This is a genomic window from Coleofasciculus sp. A1-SPW-01 (assembly GCF_040217205.1).
Taxonomy (GTDB): Bacteria; Cyanobacteriota; Cyanobacteriia; order Cyanobacteriales; family Coleofasciculaceae; genus Coleofasciculus; species Coleofasciculus chthonoplastes_A.
In genome coordinates this window covers 1-21,092 of sequence record NZ_JAVJNP010000152.1, presented here as the reverse complement: position 1 = coordinate 21,092, position 21,092 = coordinate 1, and the positions used below count along the sequence as shown (strand labels likewise).

Here is a 21,092-nt window from a genome sequence, read left to right as displayed (position 1 = left end):
GGGTTTTACCCATAACGTTTTGGCATCAACCGATAACTGAACTAAACCCGCCCTTCTTGGGATTCAGGGAACGCCAAAATTAAATTAGAGCTGATCTGAGCCGTCAAAATTTAGTGGGGGCGGGTTTAGTGACATCGGGGTTAGGGAAGAAACGATAGTAGTAAAACCCGCCCCTACACCATCAAACTAGGTCAATTTGAGACAGCCATTTATAAGCCTGATCGATCGCGCCTTTCCCCCGCAGCGCCCCGGTGTTTGCCCCCGGACAAAGATAACTTAGAGTATCTGGCGTAAAGCGATCAAGGAGAAATTGGAGGCTGCGAAGTTGTCGTTGCCAGTGAAATGTTTTTGACACTCGTAACGGTACAGGTTCTCCCTCTGGGTTCGGTAGCAAATGGCGTCCAGAAAATAATACGCCCCCTTCCTGGTTGTAGTAAAGGCAAGCGGAACCCGGAGAATGACCCGGTGTCCATAAGGCAGTACAACGCTCAGAAATCGCCAACTCTCGCTGAAAGGGAGTAACGTTGGCGCTGGGTAGCAGGTAAGCTTCTTGTTCTTGAATCACCAGCTTACAGCCAAAGGCTTCCTGAATTTCCTGGGCTTTGCCAATACCGCCGCGATGGGTAATGAACAAACAGGAGACACCGCCGTGATCCCGCAAAAATTGGTGAGTGCCATCATGCCAAGCTGGACAATCAATCAACACCCCAGTCCCATTCTCTACAATGAAATAAGCTGTACCTCCTAAGGTGTCACGATTGGGTGGAAATGCGAAAATGTGATTAAGGACTAGGCGGGGGGATTTGAACACAGTAGCTTTTAGATTGGGCGACGATCTGGAACGAAAAACACGATGATCCGTTTGATACAAATCAGGTTGCACAATACGGATTGGTCTGTAATCATTAGCCACTTGGACTAATCCGACTCATCTGGGTCAAAATTTTGCTTTTATTACGAATGGGTATCTGTACATCATGGAACTCTGGTTACTCCTAATTTTACTTGTTTTCATTGCCTACTTTATTGGCAGGTACTCGGTTACCAGGATGAACCGGATGCCGACACCCTCTCAAAACTCAGCGACGGGATCAACCGTTTCCCAGGCGGCTGAAAAGTTAGGGCTGCGTCCAATAACCAAGCAGGAAGAAACGGAACTGCGAAATTGTTTTCCTTGGGGAGTCTACTATCTCCAGAATCTGGAGTATCGTCCCCAAGCGGTTTTATGTCGAGGTAAACTCCGTACCAATCCGGATGCAGCTTACAAAACAGTGCGGAAAAATGTTGAAGCCGAATTTGGCGATCGCTTTTTTGTGATTTTTCAGGAAAGCTTCAGTGGGAAACCCTTTTTTGCCCTGGTTCCCAACCCCTACACCCAGTCTAGAGGGAAACGGTTGCAGGACGAGTTAACCCGACCGGGCTTAGCCTTAGCTCTCTTTGTGATTACCTTGTTTACCACAACTGTGGTGGGTGCCACTCAGATTGCCGGACTTTCTCCGGAACAAGTGCAATCCAACCCAGAAGCATTACTGAGAGGATTGCCCTATGCCTTAGCCCTGATGGCAATTTTAGGGGTTCACGAACTCGGTCATTACCTCGTCGCCCTGTATTACAAAATGCGGACGACTCTGCCCTACTTTATCCCTATCCCCTTTTTCTTAGGTACCTTTGGCGCATTTATCCAGATGCGATCGCCTGTACCGAATCGCAAAGCCTTATTTGACGTAGGTATCGCTGGTCCCGTGGCGGGGTTACTGGTTGCCCTTCCCCTTCTATTTTGGGGGTTAGCCCATTCTAGTCCGGTTCCGTTGACAGAGGAATCGGGATTGGTGAATATCCAATCCTTAGATCCGCGTTTTTCCCTATTGCTGTCAGTCCTCAGCAAATGGGCATTAGGTAGTCAATTCATGCCAGATATGGCAATCAACCTGCATCCAGTCGCTGTGGCTGGGTATATTGGGTTAGTCGTCACGGCGTTTAATTTAATGCCCGTCGGTCAACTGGATGGCGGTCATATTATCCACGCCATGTTTGGACAGAGAACCGGTGCAGCCATTGGTCAACTGAGTCGCTTATTGATGTTGGTTTTGGCATTCCTACAACCCGATTTACTCCTGTGGGCGATTATTTTAATCTTGCTACCCGTCATCGATGAACCTGCGTTGAACGATGTTTCAGAATTGGATAACTGGCGGGATTTTGCTGGATTGCTAGCGCTGACTGTTTTGGTGAGTATTCTCTTACCCGTTCCGGGAACCCTGTCGCAATGGTTGAATTTTTAGGCGTCGCCACTCCTGTAGTTTTCGATGTAGCATGAAAGAAACAACAAAATCTTATTTCTTCTACTCGCTAGAGCCTTCTCCAGGGACGCCTAATACAGAGTAGCTGCAAATCCTAACCTGCTAAAATATTTGTTGTCCCCTTGTCTCCCTTATCTCCCTTGTCCCGAAGAGTTGCGATCGCCCAATGGTTAAACTAGATTAAACCACTGTGGGTTATTCGCTTGTCGTTGTTACCGCCTTCGGTCAACCCAAGGATAAAAAAAATGTCTCAAACTGAAACTTCCCGATTCCATAAACCTGCCAACAACAGCACCCCCAAGGACTTACATCAGCCTTCTGAGGCTTCAGATGCTCAAGAAAGCCATCTATTGCTGGTGCAAGATGATGAAGGACGCCGAATCGTTCCCTTAGACGCGGAAGTCTATTCCCTTGGTCGATCGCCGAATTGCGATATCCGCTTGTTCTCCATGTTTGTCTCAAACCAACATGCGACGTTACGACGGATAGCACTTGATGACGGGTCTTACTGCTACAAAATTATGGATGGCAATCTCCAAGGTCAACCTAGCACCAATGGTATCTTGGTTAATGGTCGTAAAATTAGTGCTTACGAACTTAAAGATAGCGATCACGTTATGTTTAGCGGTAGTTCAGGGGTGAGTGCGAAATACTACCGACTGAAGCCCGAAGATAAAAGACTTAAGTCTGAAGACAAACAAAGCGGATCTCAAGACCCGTTTGATATTACTCTAATTGACCCCAGTGTGTTAGACGGCTAGAGTCGAGCAGAATTTACTCCATCAAATTTTAGGAGGGCAAATTTTAGGAGGGGTTCGTCGTTATTAGTCATTGGTCAATTGGGAGTACGTGTGATACTAAATAAGACATGGAACAACAGGCAATTCAGGTAATTGGTGGTGGATTAGCGGGTACGGAAGCCGCGTGGCAGATTGCCCAAGCGGGTGTATCTGTGGTACTCCATGAGATGCGCCCAGTGCAGATGAGTCCCGCCCATCATACTGGAGAATTAGCAGAATTGGTCTGTAGTAATTCCTTTGGGGCGCTATCGAGCGATCGCGCGGCGGGGTTGTTGCATGAAGAGTTACGCCGTCTGGATTCTATTGTTATCGCTAAGGCGGATAACCATGCGGTTCCGGCTGGGGGGGCGTTGGCGGTGGATCGGGGGGTATTTAGCCACGATTTGACCGAAACCCTGGCTAGTCATCCCTTGATTGAGTTACGGCGGGGGGAAGTGCCACAAATTCCCCCAGATGGGGTTGTGGTGCTGACAACAGGTCCGTTGACGAGTCCAGCTTTAGCAACAGACTTGCAGCGCTTCACTGGAATGGACTATTTCAGTTTCTTTGATGCCGCGTCGCCGATTGTTGTTGGGGAGTCGATTAATCAAGATATTGCGTTTAAAGCGTCCCGATATGACAAGGGAGAAGCAGCTTATCTGAATTGTCCCATGAATCGGGAGGAATATTTACGGTTTTGGCAGGAATTGTGTCAGGCGGAAAAAGCCGAATTAAAGGATTTTGAGCAAGAAACGGCAAAGTTCTTTGAAGGCTGTTTACCGATTGAAGAAATGGCGCGACGGGGGGAAGATACGATGCGCTATGGTCCCCTAAAGCCTGTGGGATTATTTGATAGCCGTCAGGGAGATTTTCGCGCCCCAGAAAATCAGAGTAAACGTCCCTATGCCGTGGTACAGTTACGCCAAGAAGATAAGGCGGGTCAGTTGTGGAACATGGTTGGGTTTCAGACAAACCTGCGTTGGGGCGAACAGAAGCGCGTTTTTCGGTTAATTCCAGGATTGGAAAATGCTGAGTTTGTGCGGATGGGCGTGATGCACCGCAATACGTTCATTAATTCGCCAGAGTTGCTGTATCCCACGCTACAGTTTAAAAATCGCCCAACCCTGTTAGCGGCGGGTCAATTGATGGGAACGGAAGGGTATACCGCTGCATCGGCTGGGGGGTGGTTAGCCGGGACAAATGCAGCGCGGTTGGTGTTGGGATTGGAACCGATTACGTTACCGCCAACGACGATGATGGGGGCATTATTTGAGTTTATTAGTTCCGCCTCACCGAAACACTTTCAACCCATGCCACCGAATTTTGGTATTTTACCACCGTTGGGAGTACGGATTAAAGGGAAAAAAGAACGGTATGGGGCGTATCGCGATCGCGCTTTAGCTGATTTGCAGAGTTGGCGGCAGAAATGCCAAGTCTCGGCGGCTTGATTTAGACCAAATTGGCTTCGAGGTATCCCTGACGATGCTGATTCAAGAAACTAGAATCGCTGCTTCTATTTCTGCTGAATAAGTCTCAGCATAAGCCCAAAAAGTCACTCAGTCACGCTACGCCAAAGGCAAATAAATATTACATTCGTAGATATGACTTGACTCTTGAACTGTGGTGATACTCATCACTTGACTGAACTGATGTTACCATCACAATAATAATTCATTAACTGGGCAACTATCAGAACCACTATTTACACAAAACGCAAACGAGAAAAAAATACTTTTATCTTCTTCGACAGCCTTATAAATGGCATCAAACGTGTGGTAAATGTGGCCAATTTTAGCCTGTTCTTGAAGCGGCTTTTCTGAAAACCCTTCACGGGAAGTAATTATGTTGAAAGTTATGTCTTGATTCTTGGCATATTCTAAAGTCAGCCAGGAAACAAGTCTTTGTTCTGATGGAGATAAGCCTTTATACCATGTTGCATAGAGTCTGAATAATTTTTCTTTTTTGTTGGACTGATCATCTTCATCCTCTTCATCATCATCTCCAGTAATTCCTAAAAAATCTGTGATTTCATCTATCGTTTCCCCAGTGCGATTAATTTCCTCAATTCCATCATTTATGCTGTCTATAATATCGTCAATTTCATCGAGGGGAAGTGCTAAGACTGGACTTTGACTAAACGTAACTGAACAAATAAGAAAAAAAGATATAAAGCCTAATAAATCGAATTTACTAAACATCATTTCTTGCTTCATGACAATCCCGAAAATAAAACAGGATAAAAATTTGCCAATTTTTAAGGATATATATCCTCCTAGTCTAGTTTAATTTAAAATCCCCCCTCGAACTTGGGTATAATTACTTAAGGATTAGGTGACTCCTAAATTATATTGACAAAAGAACCTGTTGCTCTTCGGCATCGAGTCCCTCAATTAGTTCGCGATCGCAATCTACAATGAGTTTTCCAGATATTATTGTTATCGGTAGTGGTATCGGCGGTCTAAGCTGCGCCGCAATGCTTTCCCGCTATGGCTTAGATGTCACGGTTTGTGAAAGCCACTCGATTCCCGGTGGGGCGGCACACAGTTTTACCCGCAACGGTTATACCTTTGATTCGGGTCCTTCGCTATACTCTGGCTTATCCTATAGTCCTTCCCCGAACCCCCTACGCCAAGTTCTGGATGCGATTGGTGAGGAACTCCCCTGTTTGACTTATGATACTTGGGGATGCTGTTTACCGGAGGGAGATTTTGACACCTCGGTGGGGGCGTCGCAATTTGCTGAGGTACTGGCAAAGTTACGCGGGAATCAGGCGGTAGCGGAATGGCGTTCATTACAACAGGTAATGGCGCCATTGGGACAAGCTGCGATCGCAATTCCCCCAGCGGCGGTACGCTGGGATTTGGGGGTAGCGTTGACGGTGGGGCGATTTGCGCCATCGATGTTACCACATGGGCTGAATGTGATGAAGCTGACGGGACCCTTTAGCCGGATTATGGATGATGTGGTGTTTGACCCCTTCTTACGCAACTGGCTAAATCTCCTCTGTTTCCTGCTATCGGGACTTCCGGCGAATGGAACCAGCGCCGCAGAGATGGCGTTTATGTTTGCGGATTGGTATCAACCGGATGTTGTCTTAGATTATCCCGTGGGGGGAAGTGGCGCACTTGTGGAAGCCTTGGTACGGGGATTGAAAAAACACGGGGGTCAACTGAGGCTAAATGCTCATATCGAGCAAGTTTTGGTAGAGAATAATCGGGCGGTTGGGGTGCGATTACGCGGGGGTGAGGAAATCCGGGCGCGTCAGGAGGTGGTGTCCAATGCCTCGGTTTGGGATACGCTGAAATTGATACCCGACGATGCGGTTCCCAAAGCGTTTCGCCAATCTCGACAAGCTACACCCACTTGTGAGAGTTTCATGCATCTGCATCTAGGGATTGACGCCCAAGGATTACGTTCAGATCTAGCCTGTCACCATATTGTGGTCAATGATTGGGATAAAGGGGTGAGTGCGCCACAAAATGTGGTGTTGATTTCAATTCCTTCGATTCTTGACCCCTCCCTCGCACCACCGGGAAAACATACGATTCATGTATATACACCGGGGAATGAACCTTACGAACTTTGGCAGGGACTTGATCGTCGTAGTGATACCTATTTACAGCAAAAGCAGGTGCGATCGCAAGTGATGTGGCAAGCCTTGGAAAGAATTATACCCGACGTGCGATCGCGGTGTGATCTGACACTCGTGGGTACACCGTTAACCCATGAACGGTTTTTGCGACGGTATCGAGGTTCTTATGGACCCGCGATTCCAGCCGGGGTGGGTTTCTTTCCCGGAGTGGGTACACCTCTACCCGGATTATACTGCTGTGGCGATTCCACCTTTCCTGGAATTGGTTTACCCGCAGTAGCGGCGAGTGGGATGATTGCGGCGAATACTCTTGCATCGGTACAGAAGCATTTAGATATGTTGAGGGAGATTGGTTGTATTAGATGATAGTTGATGGTTCTCATAATAAGTGAATCAGCGATCGCGGATTACCGCTTTTCGATTTGTGCGATCGCCTCTTCTGGTGACGCATCTCCCTGAATCACAGACTTGATTCCCGGTAGATATTGATCCATCATTGCCACGTTGGTGTCAACCAAGCGCTTCAGTTGAGGAAATGTGAGTGTTGACCCTTCAACGTCAATACTGGTTTTGTAGGCAATTTCTCCCTCAGCAAAGTCTAACTCAAAATTGCCAATAACCATGCCATAATTAGCTCTAGCGATGAATTCTGCTAACCCTCGACGCTTGGCTTTTGGGACTGTAACTGGGCAAATTGAGTAAAAGACGAATTGCTGTTCGTTTTCTCTAGCTCTAGCGTAGCAAGTCAATTGACCATTTTTTCCCTGGAATCCCATTTGTAATACAGGTTGTCCTTTTATTTGGTAAAAAGACCAGTCGTCCTGTTTGAAGAAATTGACCATTTCTGAAAAAATTGGGATGCTGGATGGTTCAGGTTCGGTGATAGTATTGGGTACTTGCTTTTCTATGGCATCCAGACTAACATCAGCTAATTCTTTGAAGAAATTTAACATTCCATCAAGCATCTGAGATGTTGCTTTTTGGGTGACGGCAGATAAGTTAGTCTCTGTCCAATCTTTGAAAAATTTAGCAACGGCTTGATTCATTTCTTCACTGGATGTTTCACCAGAAGCCAGTGCGGAGGGATTAATATAAGCCCAGATTGTACTGTAACCTGTTTCGCCTGATTTTTGTTGTTGTTTGACGGATAAGGCTAACCAATTTTCAGTATAAAGCAGGGGGTGGTTGGGTTGTTCTTGGCTAAGATTCAGGAGATAGGTTGCAGCTTGGTTCGCATCGGCGGCGTGTTCTGTTAGGTGTTGAAGTAAGTCGGGTTTTAGACTGGTTTCGATGGTGATGTCGGGTTCAGGGAGGAATTTACCAGAGGATAAATTACCGCGTATTTCAGGTTTAAGGTTGAATAAAGCTAGGGTGTCGATGCGTTCATAGAGTGCAAGGTTAACATTGAAGGTGAGACGACACTCGATGAGTTGATCGTTATCTTGACATAGGGACAGGGTGATAGTGTGAAGGGTGAGGGGGGTAGTGGTGCGAGTAAGTAGCGTTAACTCGCTCTCCAGTTGATGATTGTCTGTCTTTGTGGTCATGGAAGGTTATGCCGATGTTGTTTAAACTATAATTTGAATAAAGCGTTGCTCTATGCGTGTTTACTATCAACCCATTAGGCAGGATAAAAATGATTAGTCAGTTTGCTCATGAATATGTCCATTATGATTCTGTTGGAATTTTAGAACTGTGTAGAAAAATAATCCAAACGTCAAAGGAAGAACTTAAAAAAATATACAACAACAAGCAAATACAAGGCTATCAATTGCTGCTAATAGAAAATAAAATTGATGTTGAAGAAAAATTAATAGGAGATAAATTTTTAGACGTTACTCACGGCAAATATCCTTTTGTATATTCATTGGTACAACCTTTGGAAAACAGTACGATAAACTTTGATAGTATAATGGAATGCTTGTATTATATCAGAGTAGATTCTTGACACAGATGATAGATATAGTTTGGGATATGGAAACCAGCGATCCTGATGATTTCCTTACCCTATTGTTTTTGATCGGACATCCTCAAGTTAATCTTAAGGCAGTGACAGTCACTCCTGGCGCACCCGATCAAATTGGACTGGTTCGACAAGCCCTTTGTAAATGGTTCAGCTTAAATATTCCAGTAGGCGCATACAATATTGAACATGATAAGCACTGTGTCTCTAGATGGCACTACAAAGTTTACGGAGACATTCCCCCCTCCTGGGACGCTGAACCAGGGAGCGAAGTCCTGCTAAAGTGTTGTGATGAGAATACAACCCTTGTTACAGGTGCCCCTCTGAAAAACCTTGGAGCAGCTATTGCCTGTGGTTCAGGTAGTGGTCGAGATGCTTTTAGGCTAGGTCGTTTAGTCGCCCAAGGTGGATTTGCTGGTGAAGGCGTGGTTCCTCCTGAACAGCAGTTAGATAAATTTAAAGGGATGGTAACCTGTCCTAGTTATAACCTTAACGGCGATCCAAAGTCTGCTTTGATTACTTTAGAATATTCAGGTATTGGTATTAGGCGCTTTGTTTCAAAAAACGTTTGCCATAAAGTTTACTACGACCAAAAGATGCACAATCATTTCGCGGCAGTCCGGGATCAAAGTCTGGCTTTTTTCTATATTTGGAAAGGTATGGATGTCTACCTGAAAAAAAAACCTGCTGGGAAAAGGTTCCACGATCCCTTAGCTGCTTGCTGTGCGATTGACGAGTCGATCGGGATTTGGGCTGAAGTTGATCTATACTATCAAAATAGTCAGTGGGGAGCAAAGCTATCTCCTGGAACTGGAACATGGATTATTACGGATTATGACCACAACAAGTTTGTCCAAACGTTAACTTCCTATTGATATAGCAGTAGACACATCGATTAGAACTTTCGGCACCATTGTAGAGACGCGCCATGGCGCGTCTGGAACATAAATGATGTGTCCTAACCGCTATGGCGGTTGCTATAAATGCGAAGGAGCTTTGTCAGAAATTCTAATCTAGAATATAGCAATCCTATTTAGGTTGTGGCAATTTTCAAAAATGAAACCCTTGCTATACCTGGCTTTCGAGCTTTTCGCTTGTTTCATCCTATTTAGGATTGCTATATATCAGGCAGCAAACCCCTATAGACTCCAGCATTCAAGTCCATAATGATATCTCTTGCTGTTGTCTCACCTTCGGGAGTAATTTGGTATGCGTTGCTCCCGTTGACCATGCATGTCCCCTAACTGGGTTTGAGCCATGGTTTGAGCTTCAGTTTGCCCCTGATTTAATATCCCTTGCTCCTCGGCGCGATAGGCGGGGGGTGCTGTCGCCGCATGATCCTGTGCTTGTTTCTTGGCATCTAGTGCGGCAATAAATTCGGGTTCATTAGAATTCGCCAGTTGTTCCTCGGTGACATTTTCTGCCGCCATCTGCTGGTCGAGTTCTTGGCTATTTGCCTGTAGCGGTGCAGATACTTCAGCCTCACTCCTTGGTTGGGGAACAGCTCCCTCGGCATTGACATCGGTTGGCTCTCCCGCCTCTGGCTGCTCTAGCGCTGTGGCTTCTCTGGCATCAATACTACTGGTATCCGGTTCTGCCTCGACTGTATCTTGAATACCTCCTGCGGCTTGTTCCTGTTCCTGGGTAACTTGTGAGGATACCTCTTGCCTGACTGAATCGATTTGATTATTGTTTTGGAATTGTTCGGCTTCTTCTTGATTGGTGGGAGTAATCGCCGCAATTCGTTCCAGCAACGCCGCCTTGAACGCTTCCCCATTGAAGGTTCCTGGCTCCTGCTGATCCATTTGCTGAACCTGAGCATCTTGCGCTTGGCTCTCTACCTCATTATCAGGTGATTGCGCTGCATCTTGGGCTTGGCTCTCTACCTCATTATCAGGTGATTGCGCTGCATCTTGGGCTTCCTGAGACTCGGATTCGGCTGGATCATGTTGTCGCTCTTGTTCGGCAACCCCCTCCACCTGACTCACCACGGCTTGGAATCCGGGATCGGCTTCTGGGGAAGCGGGAGATGTTGCTCCGCCACCAGCCCCCGGTGCTGCACTCCCACCTTCATTAGCTACCTGGGGAGTGGCTGGAGCCATTTCACCACCTGATTCTGGCGCGGGTGCGGGAGTGGGTTGTGCTGGTTGGGGTTTATTTTCTTTTACTGTTTGTTCTTGGGGATTTTCTCGACGTTGGATTTTCAGTTGTGTCGGAAAACCGGATACCAGCCGTTCTTTTGTCTGTAACTTATTTCCCTTTGTCGCAACTTGGCTATCAGTTTTCGCCTGAACTTGACTACCATTTTGCTGCACAACATGAGTTAATTCATGCGCCAATAATTCCTGTCCTGGCTGATTGTCCGGTTGATATTCTCCCTGTTTAAAGAAGATATCTGTACCTGTGGTGAATGCCTTGGCTTGAATTGACTCATTCAGTTTATTCGACTTACTGTCAGTGTGAACCTGAACTTGACTAAAATCCGCCCCAAACGCCTGCTCCATTGGCTGGCGTATTTTATTGGAAATTGGCTGTCCGCTTCCCCGTTTCTGTTCAATCTCCTGCTCGTATGAATTCGCCAGTTTTAAAAGCATTGAGTTTATTTAATTTGGGGTGAGAAGCGGGTTGAATTTGCTGAGAAGAGGAATTTGTGAACTTGCCTAGATTAACCTGTCTCTGAATCGAGGATGATGGTGTACCTGAAACGTTTACCGGAATTTCGAGTAAATTGTGATAGTCTTCTGATTTTTCTGTCTCTTGAGCAGGTGTGTCAGGTGTTTCAGATTGGTGTTGAACGGTTGGAGGTTCACTCGATGATATCTTATCTTCTTCAGCGTCTGGTATTTCCTGTCGCTGGATAGTTTCATCAGACTCTAGCGACTCTTCCTCAGCTTCTGACTCAACTTTTTCCTCTGTTTCAACTGGCTGCTGTTGAATCGAATTGCCTAATCCTGTGAAGTTAACCTGTCTTTGTATCGAAGATGGCGATGTACCCGGAGCGTTGATGGGGAGTTCTAGGAAATTACGAGCGGGTTGTTGCGCTTTCCCTTGGATTTCAGTGTCTTCTTCTGGATTTTCTACGCTGTTTACCTGGGGTTCAGGGATTTCCTTGGCTTCACTGTCGGATATTTCCTGACGCTGGATAGTACCATCTGATGCGGAACCATCGGAGGCTGATGCTAAAGAAATCTCGTCGCGCTCTTGAGTTTCTTCTTGCTCTTGTTCCTCTAATGCATCTGCTTGAATATCTACAGCATCGGCGGCTGGCGTTGTCGGCTGATGCGTCACCTCACCTGATTTTGACTGACTCGGATTCGCGACGGTTGTGGTATCTGGAACTCTAGTCGGAATGTTTTGGGTATTGTAACCTAACTGGGAGATTTGATCAGCTTGCTGTTTGAGCTGTAGTTTCTCCTGTTGCGATAAATTTGGTGATAAGGCTTTGACACGACGCCTCTGTATCTTGAAGGGATTCGGCACAGGTGTCGAATTGGGCTTAGAGAAGCCTTTTTTCCAGAGGTGTTCGTGAGAAGACATTGCCGACTGCCCCAACACTAGCGGTGATTCTGCTTCAGAATTCCTTTATTGTATCCGCTTATGGCTGAAAATCAACTCGATTGTGATCAAATTTATGCTGTAAACTGAATAAGTTTTGTTAAACTGACTGGAATTAGTACATATATATTTAAATTGGGAATGGGTAGCGAGCAAGATGCTCGCTGCCTTCGGTTATAGCATGGCGAGAATCAGGTTGTTCGCTGCGATCGCGTGCTTTTTTGAGCATCTCTTTGTCCAATGTTAAAATAAATTTCTAGCATCATACAAGATTAGTATCGATGAATTTCCTAAGATAGTGGTCGTCAGGGTAATTACGACATTAGATAAACGCCGTTTATTAGTTTCAATGTATGTTTAGTGTCCTTACCCTGGGATTTGCGGGTAGCGTTGACGGTGGGACGATTTGCGCCGTCAATGTGGCAACATGGGCTGAATCTCATGAAGTTGACAGGACTCTTTAGCCAAATTATGGATGATAGAGTTTCGCACGTCTCGACAAGCCACACCCGCTTGTGAGAGTTTCATGCATCTGCATCTGGGGATTGACGCCCAAGGATTACGTTCAAATTTAGCCTGTCACCCTATTGTGACACTTATAATTAAACCTGAAAAACGACACAAAAAAAATATGCTAGCTTTACCTAAATTGCACAATTTACCAAATAGTTTCCCTGTTGAAGGAGCGGTTTGCATTGAATTAGTTGAAGGAATTCCTCTATTTCGGGCATCCATTACTGTTCAAGAACGGATTAACACACTATTAGAGAAACAACAAAAATTACCACTCAATACTGAAGAAGAACAAGAACTAGATTTATATGAAGAAATTGATGACTATCTCAGTTTTATAAATCGGACTGTTCGCAATCTTTATTTAAACCAAAATCAATCCGATTTATAAACGATGTCTGCTCGTAGTCCAATTCCTGAAACGATCCAATACCAAGTTCGTCAGCGGGCTAATCTTTTATGCGAATACTGTCATGCTTCTGAACAATGGCAATATGTAACCTTTACTATCGAGCATATCATTCCACTCGCGAAAAATGGAGCTGATACTCTTGACAATTTGGCTTTAGCTTGCTTCCATTGTAACCGCAAGAAATCAGATCGAATGACAGCTATCGATCCTCAGTCAGAGGCAGAAGTCCCCCTGTTTAACCCCAGACAAGATAATTGGAGTAATCAATTTATTTGGTCAGCGGATGGACTATTCATCATCGGTTTAACCCCAGTTGGACGGACAACGGTTAAGCTGTCATGCATTTAAATTGGGAATGGGTAGCGAGCAAGATGCAAAGCCTGCGGCATGGCTTCGCTAAAGCCTGCGGCATGGCTTCGCTAAACGCACTACAAGAATTTCGCCCTTATTGATATTAAGGTTTAAATGCCGAACAGCTTACAGCATTAGCCTTAAATCGAGAAAGAGTCATTAATATTCGCGCGGCGGACAAAGCTGTAGGGCGACATCCACCACCAGGCGATCCAATTCAGTTAGAAAATTGATAGCACTTGCCATCTGAAGCGATCGCGTATTCTAGATTGATTTACCGTGTTCGGTTACATCAGGGCGAGAATCGGGTTGTTCGGTGCGATCGCGTCAGGCTCCGGTTATCTGTTCTATCGAATGTTAAGATAGATTTCCGATATCCTACAAGATTAGCATCGAGCAGTTCCCTATTATGTCCCCTGAGCAGTCCCCACCCGATCGCCAAAACACTCTGGAAGAAATTCGTGCTACCCGTTTGGAAAAAGTCCAACAGCTTAAAGCGTTGGGAATTGAGCCGTATGCCTATCACTGGCAGTCTACTCACCAGGCGGCTGAACTGCAAGAGAAGTTCGCGGATCTAGGGAATGGTGAAGAAGTTGACTTTGAAGTCGCGATCGCAGGTCGTATTTTAGCCCGTCGTGTCTTTGGCAAGTTAGCGTTTTTCAATCTCCAAGACGAAACTGGAACGATTCAACTGTATCTGGACAAAAAGCGGATTACGGCAACTATGACAGATCTGCCGAATCCATTCACCCCTCTCAAGCAACTCACGGATATTGGGGACATTTTAGGCGTAAAGGGGACAATTAAGCGCACCGATAAAGGGGAACTCTCCGTCTACGTCAGTGAATATGCTATCCTGACCAAATCCCTATTACCCTTACCCGATAAGTGGCATGGTCTCACCGATACCGAAAAGCGCTATCGTCAGCGTTATGTGGACTTGATGGTGAATCCCACCGTTCGGGAAACCTTCCGCCGCCGTGCTAAAATTACCGCCGCCATTCGCCGCTATTTAGAGGATCGTGGCTTTATTGAAATTGAAACCCCTGTCTTTAGTACAGAAGCAGGCGGTGCAGAAGCCCGTCCTTTTATCACCTATCACAATACCCTAGAGATGGAGTTGTACCTGCGAATTGCCACAGAACTCCACCTGAAGCGGTTAATTGTCGGCGGATTTGAAAAAGTATTTGAGTTGGGGCGAATTTTCCGAAACGAGGGAATTTCCACGCGCCACAATCCCGAATTTACCTCAATTGAGGTGTACCAGGCTTACGCCGACTATAACGACATGATGACGTTGACGGAAAATTTAATTACTACCGTCACTCAAGAGAGTTTGACAACTCTGGAAATTACTTATCAAGGTGAGACAATTGACTTCACACCGCCCTGGCGTCGCGTCACGATGCATGAGTTGGTGCAGGAAGTGACAGGGTTAGATTTTAATCAGTTCAAGACATTCGATGAAGCAAAAATTGCGGCTAAAAAAGTTGGGATTGAAGGCGTAGAAGACTGTCCATCCCTAGGAAAACTGCTCAATGAATGCTTCGAGCAAAAATGTGAGGAAACCCTGATTCAGCCCACATTTATTGTTGATTTCCCGATTGAAATTTCGCCTCTGGCAAAACCTCATCGTTCCAAGCCAGGATTAGTGGAACGCTTTGAGTTATTTATTGCTGGACGAGAAACGGCGAATAGCTTTTCTGAATTAACTGATCCGATTGATCAACGGGAACGCTTAGAAGCGCAAGCTGCGCGGAAAGCGGCTGGAGACTTGGAAGCCCAAGGGGTTGATGAAGACTTTCTCGCGGCGTTAGAGTATGGAATGCCACCTACAGGGGGGTTAGGAATTGGTATTGACCGCTTGGTGATGCTGTTAACGGATTCGGCGAGTATTCGGGATGTGATTGCGTTTCCGTTGCTCAAGAGTAGCAGCCGCGATGGTTCTCCTGCACCCTGAGTGATATCATGTCCGTTGGAATACTTACACAATCGGTTGAGACAAGGCAGAGGGCAGAAGGCAGAAGGCAGAAGGGAAGGATTTCGCGAACCATGACAGATTCTACCTTAGACTGCAACTTGGTATAAACTAACTTACAATGAAGTATCAATGACCAATGACCAGAAGCCCACGGTACGACCCGGATGAGAACGTCTCACGGCATGGCGCAACTGACCCTGATAAGTGTGAGGACATGGCTGATAAGTACGGCTGGAACCTTGTCAGGATTGAGGAAACTGGCGATCCGATGCTTGAGGTTGACTGTGTTTTTGAGGGTGAAACCGAGTTCCCACCTAGTCCCTATGAACCCAAACATGAGAGGGAGAAATAACTTGTGAAGAGATGGATTGTTTTCAAAACTGAATCCGCTTCATCAAAGGGGTGGAAGGAACGCAAATTGCAACCTGCGGCACACTTAACCCGGATGCTGGCTGAGTATTTGGATTGTTCTGATAAGATGTTGCCAGAACCAGGCGATCGCCCGCGTGAGTTTGCTCGTTTTGAAGAGTCGGTTGATCCAAACTTCCCGGATGCTAGCACTCATGTTCGTTGGTCTGACTGGGAAGTGAGCCGAGTTGAGCGATTCAAGTCGGTTGACTCGGCTGAGTATGATGAGATTGTTGTGTGTTATTGCCGTTATTCACCGATTGAGCCGGAGTGGAAGGAGTTACCTAAAATTGGCGTTTTGCAAGAGGGTAAACTTTAACTTTTTGCTATTTGACTGCTTATTGGTGAGTTCGATCGCTCGCAAGGTCGTGCCAACGGCATTTGAAACCTAGTTCCGCAATGCTCTGCTAAAGTTGGGGAAAAGCCTACCGAACTAGATGCTCCGAAGGGGGCGATCATGACTGTAACGACTAAGAAGCTAACCTTTGAAGAGTATCTGACCTACTCAGACGGGACTGATACCCGCTATGAGTTGGTGAACGGGGAATTAGTAGCAATGAGTATTGGCACCGGGCAACATGGAGAAATCATTGACTTTCTCTATCGGCAAATCGATGCTGAGATCGGGCGTAGCGGACGCGACTGGATTGTTAGACCCGTGGCGATTGGTGTGCGATCGCCTCGTGCTGGCAAGTGGGATACCTCTCGCATTCCCGATTTGACTATTATTCCTAGCCAGCAGTGGCGCGAATTAAGAACCCGTGAGGCTGTTATTGAACTCAACGAACCCCCTCCGATTTTAGTGATAGAAGTCGTTAGCGAATCGACAAAGACCGCAGATTATCGGGCTAAGCGGGTTGAGTACAACGTTTTAAACATTCCAGAATACTGGGTCGTTGACCCACTGACATCAAAGGTGACGATTTTTACCCTGGTTGAGGAACTGTATGAAGGTATGGAGTTCGTTGGTGCTGAGCAGATTGTTTCAGGCACTTTCCCAGAGTTGACTCTGACAAGTGAGCAGATTATTTGGGCTGGAGTGATTCCTAGCGCTGAAGAAAACTAATGAGATGCGATCGCCCCGATAAACTGCAAGCGTGAGGATGCTGAAGTAGGGAGCGATCGCATCCTGTCCATACAGTCACTATTAAGTTGATTTTTGCACAGAAGCTTTAGACACCTTTTGTGCTTCTGCATAGATTCTGAGCAAGTGCGTTACATTACCAACAAAGCTTATGTTTCTGGTTTCAGACTGGGTGTAGTGGACTTCAGGGATGTGTCTACTGGGATAAAGTACGACCTCATTAACTGCCATCTTATGTAAAGTCAGCTTCAGTAATTAAAGAGTCCGATACACCTAAAACTGTCACCAATATTTCACTGGTGTCATTATCACGAATTAAGGTACTGTAACCATTAGATATAATACTTAACTGCCCGAAGGTTAGACCATCGGTGAGTAAAAATGAATCCTCACCATCGCTAAAATCAAAAATCAGATCCCCTCCCGTACCAGATTGTAACAGGAACTTATCGGCACCAGCACCACCAAATAGGCGATCGCTACCGGTGCCACCATCCAGGAGATCGTCTCCTACTCCCCCACTGAGGAAGTCACGATCCGCACCGCCGTTGAGGGTATCGTTACCTAAACCACCAAGCAGGATGTCATCTCCGGTATCGCCGTCTAAGATGTCATCATCCTCTCCGCCATCAAGGAAGTCGTTCCCTGAGTTACCCAGAAGGGTATCATTTCCAGCCTCTCCCTGAAGCTGATCATCATCGGCACCACCGTCGGCAAAGTCATCGCCAGCTTTTCCATTCAGGATATCCTCACCCGTGAAACCGAAGAGAGTGTCGTCACCGATATTAGCGACAAGGGTATCGTCTAGGGGAGTGCCCAAGAGAGTCATATCCTGGATGGGTTCGACGATGACATCCACAGTGGCGGTGGATGTTCCCCCATTGCCATCGGAGATTGTGTAGGTGAAGCTATCGGTGCCGACAAAGCCAAATTCAGGCGTATAAACGAGTTGATCATCAGTTAAGTCATTAGGTGTGCCGTTATCATCTTGGCTAATTGTGCTACCCAAAAGGGAAATGGCATCAAAGCTGTCTATAAATACAGAGTCTCCTTCTACCGGATCACTATCATTAGCCAGGATATCGATAGTTACGGCTGTATTTTCTAGAGTCGTAGCATTATCATCTCCACTCACTGGGTTATCATTCACCGACTCGATCGTAAGATTAACGGCTGCACCCGAAGCAAATAGGAAACCATCCGAGGCATTCCAGATAAAGCTAGTGGTGCCATTGAAGTTGGCATCGGGAGTAAAGCTGAGGTTATCTAGGTTGATCGCCGCAATAGTTTCCCCTGGGGTTACGGCGGTACCGTTTAAGCGGAGGATACCGTTAGCAGGGAGAGATAGGATATTAATGTGACTGAGACTGTCTGCTTCGGGATCATTAAATACAGTGGTAAAGTCAGTCGCCGTGAAGGAAATCGTCGTGTCTTCATCCCCGGATTTGTTAATGGTACTCAGGGTGGGTGCGTCGTTGCTACCATTAATGGTTACGGTGACTGTGGCGGTATCGATGCCACCGTTGCCGTCGTCTAGGGTGTAGATAAAGCTGTCGGTAGCGGTTTCTCCTTGGGTAAGAAAAGCGAAGGCATGATTGGGGTTGTAGGTGAGGGTATTATCGGCATTCAGCGTGACGGTGCCGAGGGTATTGCTGGTATCGAGACTGGCGAAGGTAAGAGTATCATTGCTGTCGATGTCGCTGTCATTGTTTAAGAAGTTGGCTGTGGTGAAAGCAGAGTCTTCGTTGATGGTGAAATTATCATCATTGGCAATGGGAATATCGTTAACGCCGTTGAGGGTAATGTTAACGGTAGCGGTGTCAGTGTTGCCGTTACCGTCGTCGATTGTGTAGCTAAAGTTATCGATAGCTGTTTCTCCGACAGCGAGGGATTCAAATTGACCATTTGGATCGTAGTAGAATGTGCCATCACCGTTATTGATGACTAAACCTAAAGTGGTTGTGGTATCAAGGTTAGAAACGCTGATTGTATCGCTAGAATCGGGGTCATTGTCGTTGTCTAAAACATTGGCAGTTGTGAAGGCGGTAGCTTCATCCGTACTGAAGTTATCGTTGTTAGCGAGGGGAGTTTCGTTAATGTCGTTAACGGTAATCGTGAGGGATTGACTATCGCTACCGCCATTACCATCATCAGCCGTAATTTCTACGTCGTAACTGTTATTTCCATCGGCATCTAGGGGAGTCTCGAAGTTGGCAGGGTTGTTAAAGCTTAATTCTCCTGTGTTGGCATCAAGGGTAAAGAGACTACTATCGGTTCCTCCGGTAATCGAGAAGGTGGGAATATCGCCATCAGGATCAGTTGCAGTAATGGTGGTAACTAGAGTCGTGTTTTCATCGAGGTTAGCTGTAGGGTTAGAGGTAATCGTGGGCGATTCGTTAATGTCATTAACAGTAATCGTGAGGGTTTGACTATCGCTACCGCCATTACCATCATCAGCCGTAACTTCTACGTCGTAACTGTTATCCCCATCGGCATCTAAGGGAGACTCAAAGTTGGGAGCGTTGTTAAAGCTTAATTCTCCGGTGTTGGCGTCAAGGGTAAATAAACTACTATCGCTTCCTCCAGTAATCGAGAAGGTAGGAATATCGCCATCAGGATCAGTGGCAGTAATGGTGGTAACTAGAGTCGTGTTTTCATCGAGGTTAGCTGTAGGGTTAGAGGTAATTGTGGGCGATTCGTTAACGTCATTAATAGTGAGGATTTGACTAACTCCATTATTGTCAGTTTCGTTATTTAATTCAAAGACTTGATTTCCGGCATCAGTTTGGACAATAAAAAAGTAATCACCATCAATTTCTTGGGGTAGCGTAACGGTAAGACTATTACTATAACTATCGCCTACATTTAGGGAGCTGGGATTCGTTGTTGAACCCAATAACGTATCATTGTTATCTAAGATTTGGTCTAGAGATAACCAGACTTGATCCGTCCAAATCGGTGTACTGGTAGCCGCTGTGCCGCTATTGGTGACAATCCATTCGATAACGGTTTCCTGACTAGAGAAGGCTGTTGTCGGCGCTGTAACACCGGTTACTTGCAGGTTGGCAGTAGGGAACAATTCTAAGCTGATTACCTGGTCAGCGATCGCGCTGTTATTATTGTCCTCAGTAAACTCAAAGATTTGGTTATTTGTATCCGTGTTAACAACGAAATAGTGATCGCCTGCTAAATCAATTGGCGCAGTTACTATTTGGGTGCGAGTTATCGATTCTCCGGGTGCAATAGTCCCCGTAAAGGTAAAGGAATCGAGGAATTGATCGTTACCAACGGTTAGATTATCAGACAGGAAAACTTGGTCAGTCCAAGTGCCACTAGCTGTGCCATCTCCTTGATTCGTCAATGTCCAAGAAACCCCTATTCCTTGTCCTGAAACAGCGGTAGTTGGAGCGCTAATGTCACTAACAATTAAGTCTGGTATTGGCGGAATTGTCAGTTCAATTTGGCTGAGGTTAACATTATTGGTTTCGTTCGTCTCGAACTGTTGTTCAAGGTTATCCGTCTCAGCCAAGAGGAAGTAAGTCCCCGCTGTGATGGAGTTATTTAAGGGTAAAGTAACGGATACTGACTGATTGTAGGTTTGACCTGACGCGAGAGTCGTCGGAGCAAATTCTGTCAGTAAGATAGTATCATCTGTACTGATAGTATTATCACTAGAAAGAAAGACGCGATCGCGCCATGTTCTGGTAGCCGTTCCTATTCCTGAGTTGGCAACTTGCCAATCAATAGTAATGGTATCGCCAAAGTTGGCTGTTGCTGGTGCGGTTACGGAGTTGACTACTAAGTCAGCAGGCGGACTAATCTGAATCGGAATCGCCGTAATATTATCAGTTTCATCGGTTTCTTGCTGTTGCTCATTCCCATCAGCCTTAAACAGGAAGAAGTAATTCCCTGTGGCGATTTCCGGAATAGTCGCATTGAGGTTAATGGTATAGTCATCTCCCGCCGCTAACGGTGTATGTGAGTTGATAAATTGGTTCACCAACCGCACATCTGAACTATCAAGGGTTGTATCTTGGGAAATATAGACTCTATCCCACCAATTGGCTCCTGCCGTTGCCGTGGTACTACTATTTAATACTGTCCAAGACAGAGTTACTCTTTCATCGGCAGCTACCGATGTTACCGGATTCCCA

16 protein-coding genes and 1 pseudogene are annotated in these 21,092 nt (G+C 46.0%); 11 read left to right on the top strand and 6 right to left on the bottom strand.

The features are described from left to right. Window positions 1–181: 181 nt before the first annotated feature. Window positions 182–811, bottom strand: coding sequence for an MBL fold metallo-hydrolase (locus RH949_RS23245; protein ID WP_446356483.1), 630 nt, complete (start codon window positions 809–811; stop codon window positions 182–184). Between the two features lie 166 nt (window positions 812–977). Between RH949_RS23245 and RH949_RS23240 the strand changes: the two genes are divergently transcribed. From RH949_RS23240 to trmFO, 3 genes are all read left to right on the top strand, one after another. Further along, window positions 978–2,282, top strand: coding sequence for a site-2 protease family protein (locus tag RH949_RS23240; protein ID WP_157453392.1), 1,305 nt, complete (start codon window positions 978–980; stop codon window positions 2,280–2,282). Window positions 2,283–2,545: 263 nt separating this feature from the next. Continuing rightward, window positions 2,546–3,061 carry an FHA domain-containing protein gene (locus RH949_RS23235; protein ID WP_006105379.1) on the top strand — a complete coding sequence of 172 codons (516 nt, stop codon included), beginning with the start codon at window positions 2,546–2,548 and terminating at the stop codon, window positions 3,059–3,061. Window positions 3,062–3,168: 107 nt separating this feature from the next. Beyond that, a complete protein-coding gene (gene trmFO, locus RH949_RS23230) occupies window positions 3,169–4,527 on the top strand; it encodes an FADH(2)-oxidizing methylenetetrahydrofolate--tRNA-(uracil(54)-C(5))-methyltransferase TrmFO (RefSeq protein WP_446356480.1) in 1,359 nt (452 codons plus the stop codon). 210 nt (window positions 4,528–4,737) lie between these two features. On the opposite strand, the gene RH949_RS23225 is transcribed toward trmFO, so the two are convergent. Next, complete coding sequence (locus RH949_RS23225) at window positions 4,738–5,292, bottom strand: hypothetical protein (protein ID WP_446356478.1); 555 nt, start codon at window positions 5,290–5,292, stop codon at window positions 4,738–4,740. A 200-nt stretch (window positions 5,293–5,492) separates the two neighbouring features. On the opposite strand from RH949_RS23225, the gene RH949_RS23220 reads away from it, so the two are divergent. Continuing rightward, window positions 5,493–7,037: a phytoene desaturase family protein gene (locus RH949_RS23220; protein ID WP_446356476.1), complete on the top strand. Its 1,545-nt coding sequence runs from the start codon at window positions 5,493–5,495 to the stop codon at window positions 7,035–7,037. A 41-nt stretch (window positions 7,038–7,078) separates the two neighbouring features. Here RH949_RS23220 and RH949_RS23215 read toward each other — a convergent pair whose 3' ends face one another. Continuing rightward, window positions 7,079–8,218: a YbjN domain-containing protein gene (locus tag RH949_RS23215; RefSeq protein WP_446356474.1), complete on the bottom strand. Its 1,140-nt coding sequence runs from the start codon at window positions 8,216–8,218 to the stop codon at window positions 7,079–7,081. Between the two features lie 89 nt (window positions 8,219–8,307). Between RH949_RS23215 and RH949_RS23210 the strand changes: the two genes are divergently transcribed. Next, complete coding sequence (locus tag RH949_RS23210; RefSeq protein WP_446356472.1) at window positions 8,308–8,619, top strand: hypothetical protein; 312 nt, start codon at window positions 8,308–8,310, stop codon at window positions 8,617–8,619. A gap of 5 nt (window positions 8,620–8,624) precedes the next feature. Further along, complete coding sequence (locus RH949_RS23205; RefSeq protein ID WP_446356470.1) at window positions 8,625–9,509, top strand: nucleoside hydrolase; 885 nt, start codon at window positions 8,625–8,627, stop codon at window positions 9,507–9,509. 312 nt (window positions 9,510–9,821) lie between these two features. Here the strand turns inward: RH949_RS23205 and RH949_RS23200 are convergent, their stop codons facing one another. Together RH949_RS23200 and RH949_RS23195 are read right to left on the bottom strand one after the other, a co-directional pair. Beyond that, entirely contained in the window at window positions 9,822–11,228 is a 1,407-nt protein-coding gene (locus RH949_RS23200) for an eCIS core domain-containing protein (RefSeq protein WP_446356468.1), read from the bottom strand. Continuing rightward, on the bottom strand, window positions 11,188–12,171 hold the full coding sequence (locus RH949_RS23195) for a hypothetical protein (protein WP_446356466.1): 984 nt from the start codon (window positions 12,169–12,171) through the stop codon (window positions 11,188–11,190). The genes RH949_RS23200 and RH949_RS23195 overlap by 41 nt, the downstream gene beginning before the upstream one ends. Window positions 12,172–12,820: 649 nt before the next feature. Between RH949_RS23195 and RH949_RS23190 the strand changes: the two genes are divergently transcribed. The 5 genes and pseudogenes from RH949_RS23190 (at window position 12,821) to RH949_RS23170 (ending at window position 16,920) form a co-directional block, all read left to right on the top strand. Further along, entirely contained in the window at window positions 12,821–13,093 is a 273-nt protein-coding gene (locus RH949_RS23190; RefSeq protein ID WP_446356491.1) for a hypothetical protein, read from the top strand. A 3-nt stretch (window positions 13,094–13,096) separates the two neighbouring features. Continuing rightward, window positions 13,097–13,444 (top strand): annotated as a pseudogene (locus RH949_RS23185) (HNH endonuclease); the annotation flags it as partial. 430 nt (window positions 13,445–13,874) lie between these two features. Continuing rightward, a complete protein-coding gene (lysS, locus tag RH949_RS23180; protein ID WP_446356464.1) occupies window positions 13,875–15,425 on the top strand; it encodes a lysine--tRNA ligase in 1,551 nt (516 codons plus the stop codon). A 376-nt stretch (window positions 15,426–15,801) separates the two neighbouring features. Further along, window positions 15,802–16,173, top strand: coding sequence for a hypothetical protein (locus tag RH949_RS23175; RefSeq protein ID WP_446356462.1), 372 nt, complete (start codon window positions 15,802–15,804; stop codon window positions 16,171–16,173). A gap of 138 nt (window positions 16,174–16,311) precedes the next feature. Next, entirely contained in the window at window positions 16,312–16,920 is a 609-nt protein-coding gene (locus RH949_RS23170) for a Uma2 family endonuclease (RefSeq protein WP_446339831.1), read from the top strand. 250 nt (window positions 16,921–17,170) lie between these two features. On the opposite strand, the gene RH949_RS23165 is transcribed toward RH949_RS23170, so the two are convergent. Further along, on the bottom strand, window positions 17,171–21,092 hold a 3,922-nt coding region (locus tag RH949_RS23165; RefSeq protein ID WP_446356460.1), incomplete at its 5' end, for an Ig-like domain-containing protein.

Bases quoted from the DNA above. Each gene is read 5' to 3' on its own strand.
- RH949_RS23220 (WP_446356476.1), top strand. From the start codon at position 5,493: ATGAGTTTTCCAGATATTATTGTTATCGGTAGTGGTATCGGCGGTCTA.
- RH949_RS23235 (WP_006105379.1), top strand. From the start codon at position 2,546: ATGTCTCAAACTGAAACTTCCCGATTCCATAAACCTGCCAACAACAGC.
- RH949_RS23170 (WP_446339831.1), top strand. From the start codon at position 16,312: ATGACTGTAACGACTAAGAAGCTAACCTTTGAAGAGTATCTGACCTAC.
- RH949_RS23210 (WP_446356472.1), top strand. From the start codon at position 8,308: ATGATTAGTCAGTTTGCTCATGAATATGTCCATTATGATTCTGTTGGA.
- RH949_RS23200 (WP_446356468.1), bottom strand. From the start codon at position 11,228: ATGCTTTTAAAACTGGCGAATTCATACGAGCAGGAGATTGAACAGAAA.
- RH949_RS23190 (WP_446356491.1), top strand. From the start codon at position 12,821: ATGCTAGCTTTACCTAAATTGCACAATTTACCAAATAGTTTCCCTGTT.
- lysS (WP_446356464.1), top strand. From the start codon at position 13,875: ATGTCCCCTGAGCAGTCCCCACCCGATCGCCAAAACACTCTGGAAGAA.
- RH949_RS23205 (WP_446356470.1), top strand. From the start codon at position 8,625: ATGATAGATATAGTTTGGGATATGGAAACCAGCGATCCTGATGATTTC.
- RH949_RS23215 (WP_446356474.1), bottom strand. From the start codon at position 8,218: ATGACCACAAAGACAGACAATCATCAACTGGAGAGCGAGTTAACGCTA.
- RH949_RS23195 (WP_446356466.1), bottom strand. From the start codon at position 12,171: ATGTCTTCTCACGAACACCTCTGGAAAAAAGGCTTCTCTAAGCCCAAT.
- RH949_RS23225 (WP_446356478.1), bottom strand. From the start codon at position 5,292: ATGAAGCAAGAAATGATGTTTAGTAAATTCGATTTATTAGGCTTTATA.
- trmFO (WP_446356480.1), top strand. From the start codon at position 3,169: ATGGAACAACAGGCAATTCAGGTAATTGGTGGTGGATTAGCGGGTACG.
- RH949_RS23240 (WP_157453392.1), top strand. From the start codon at position 978: ATGGAACTCTGGTTACTCCTAATTTTACTTGTTTTCATTGCCTACTTT.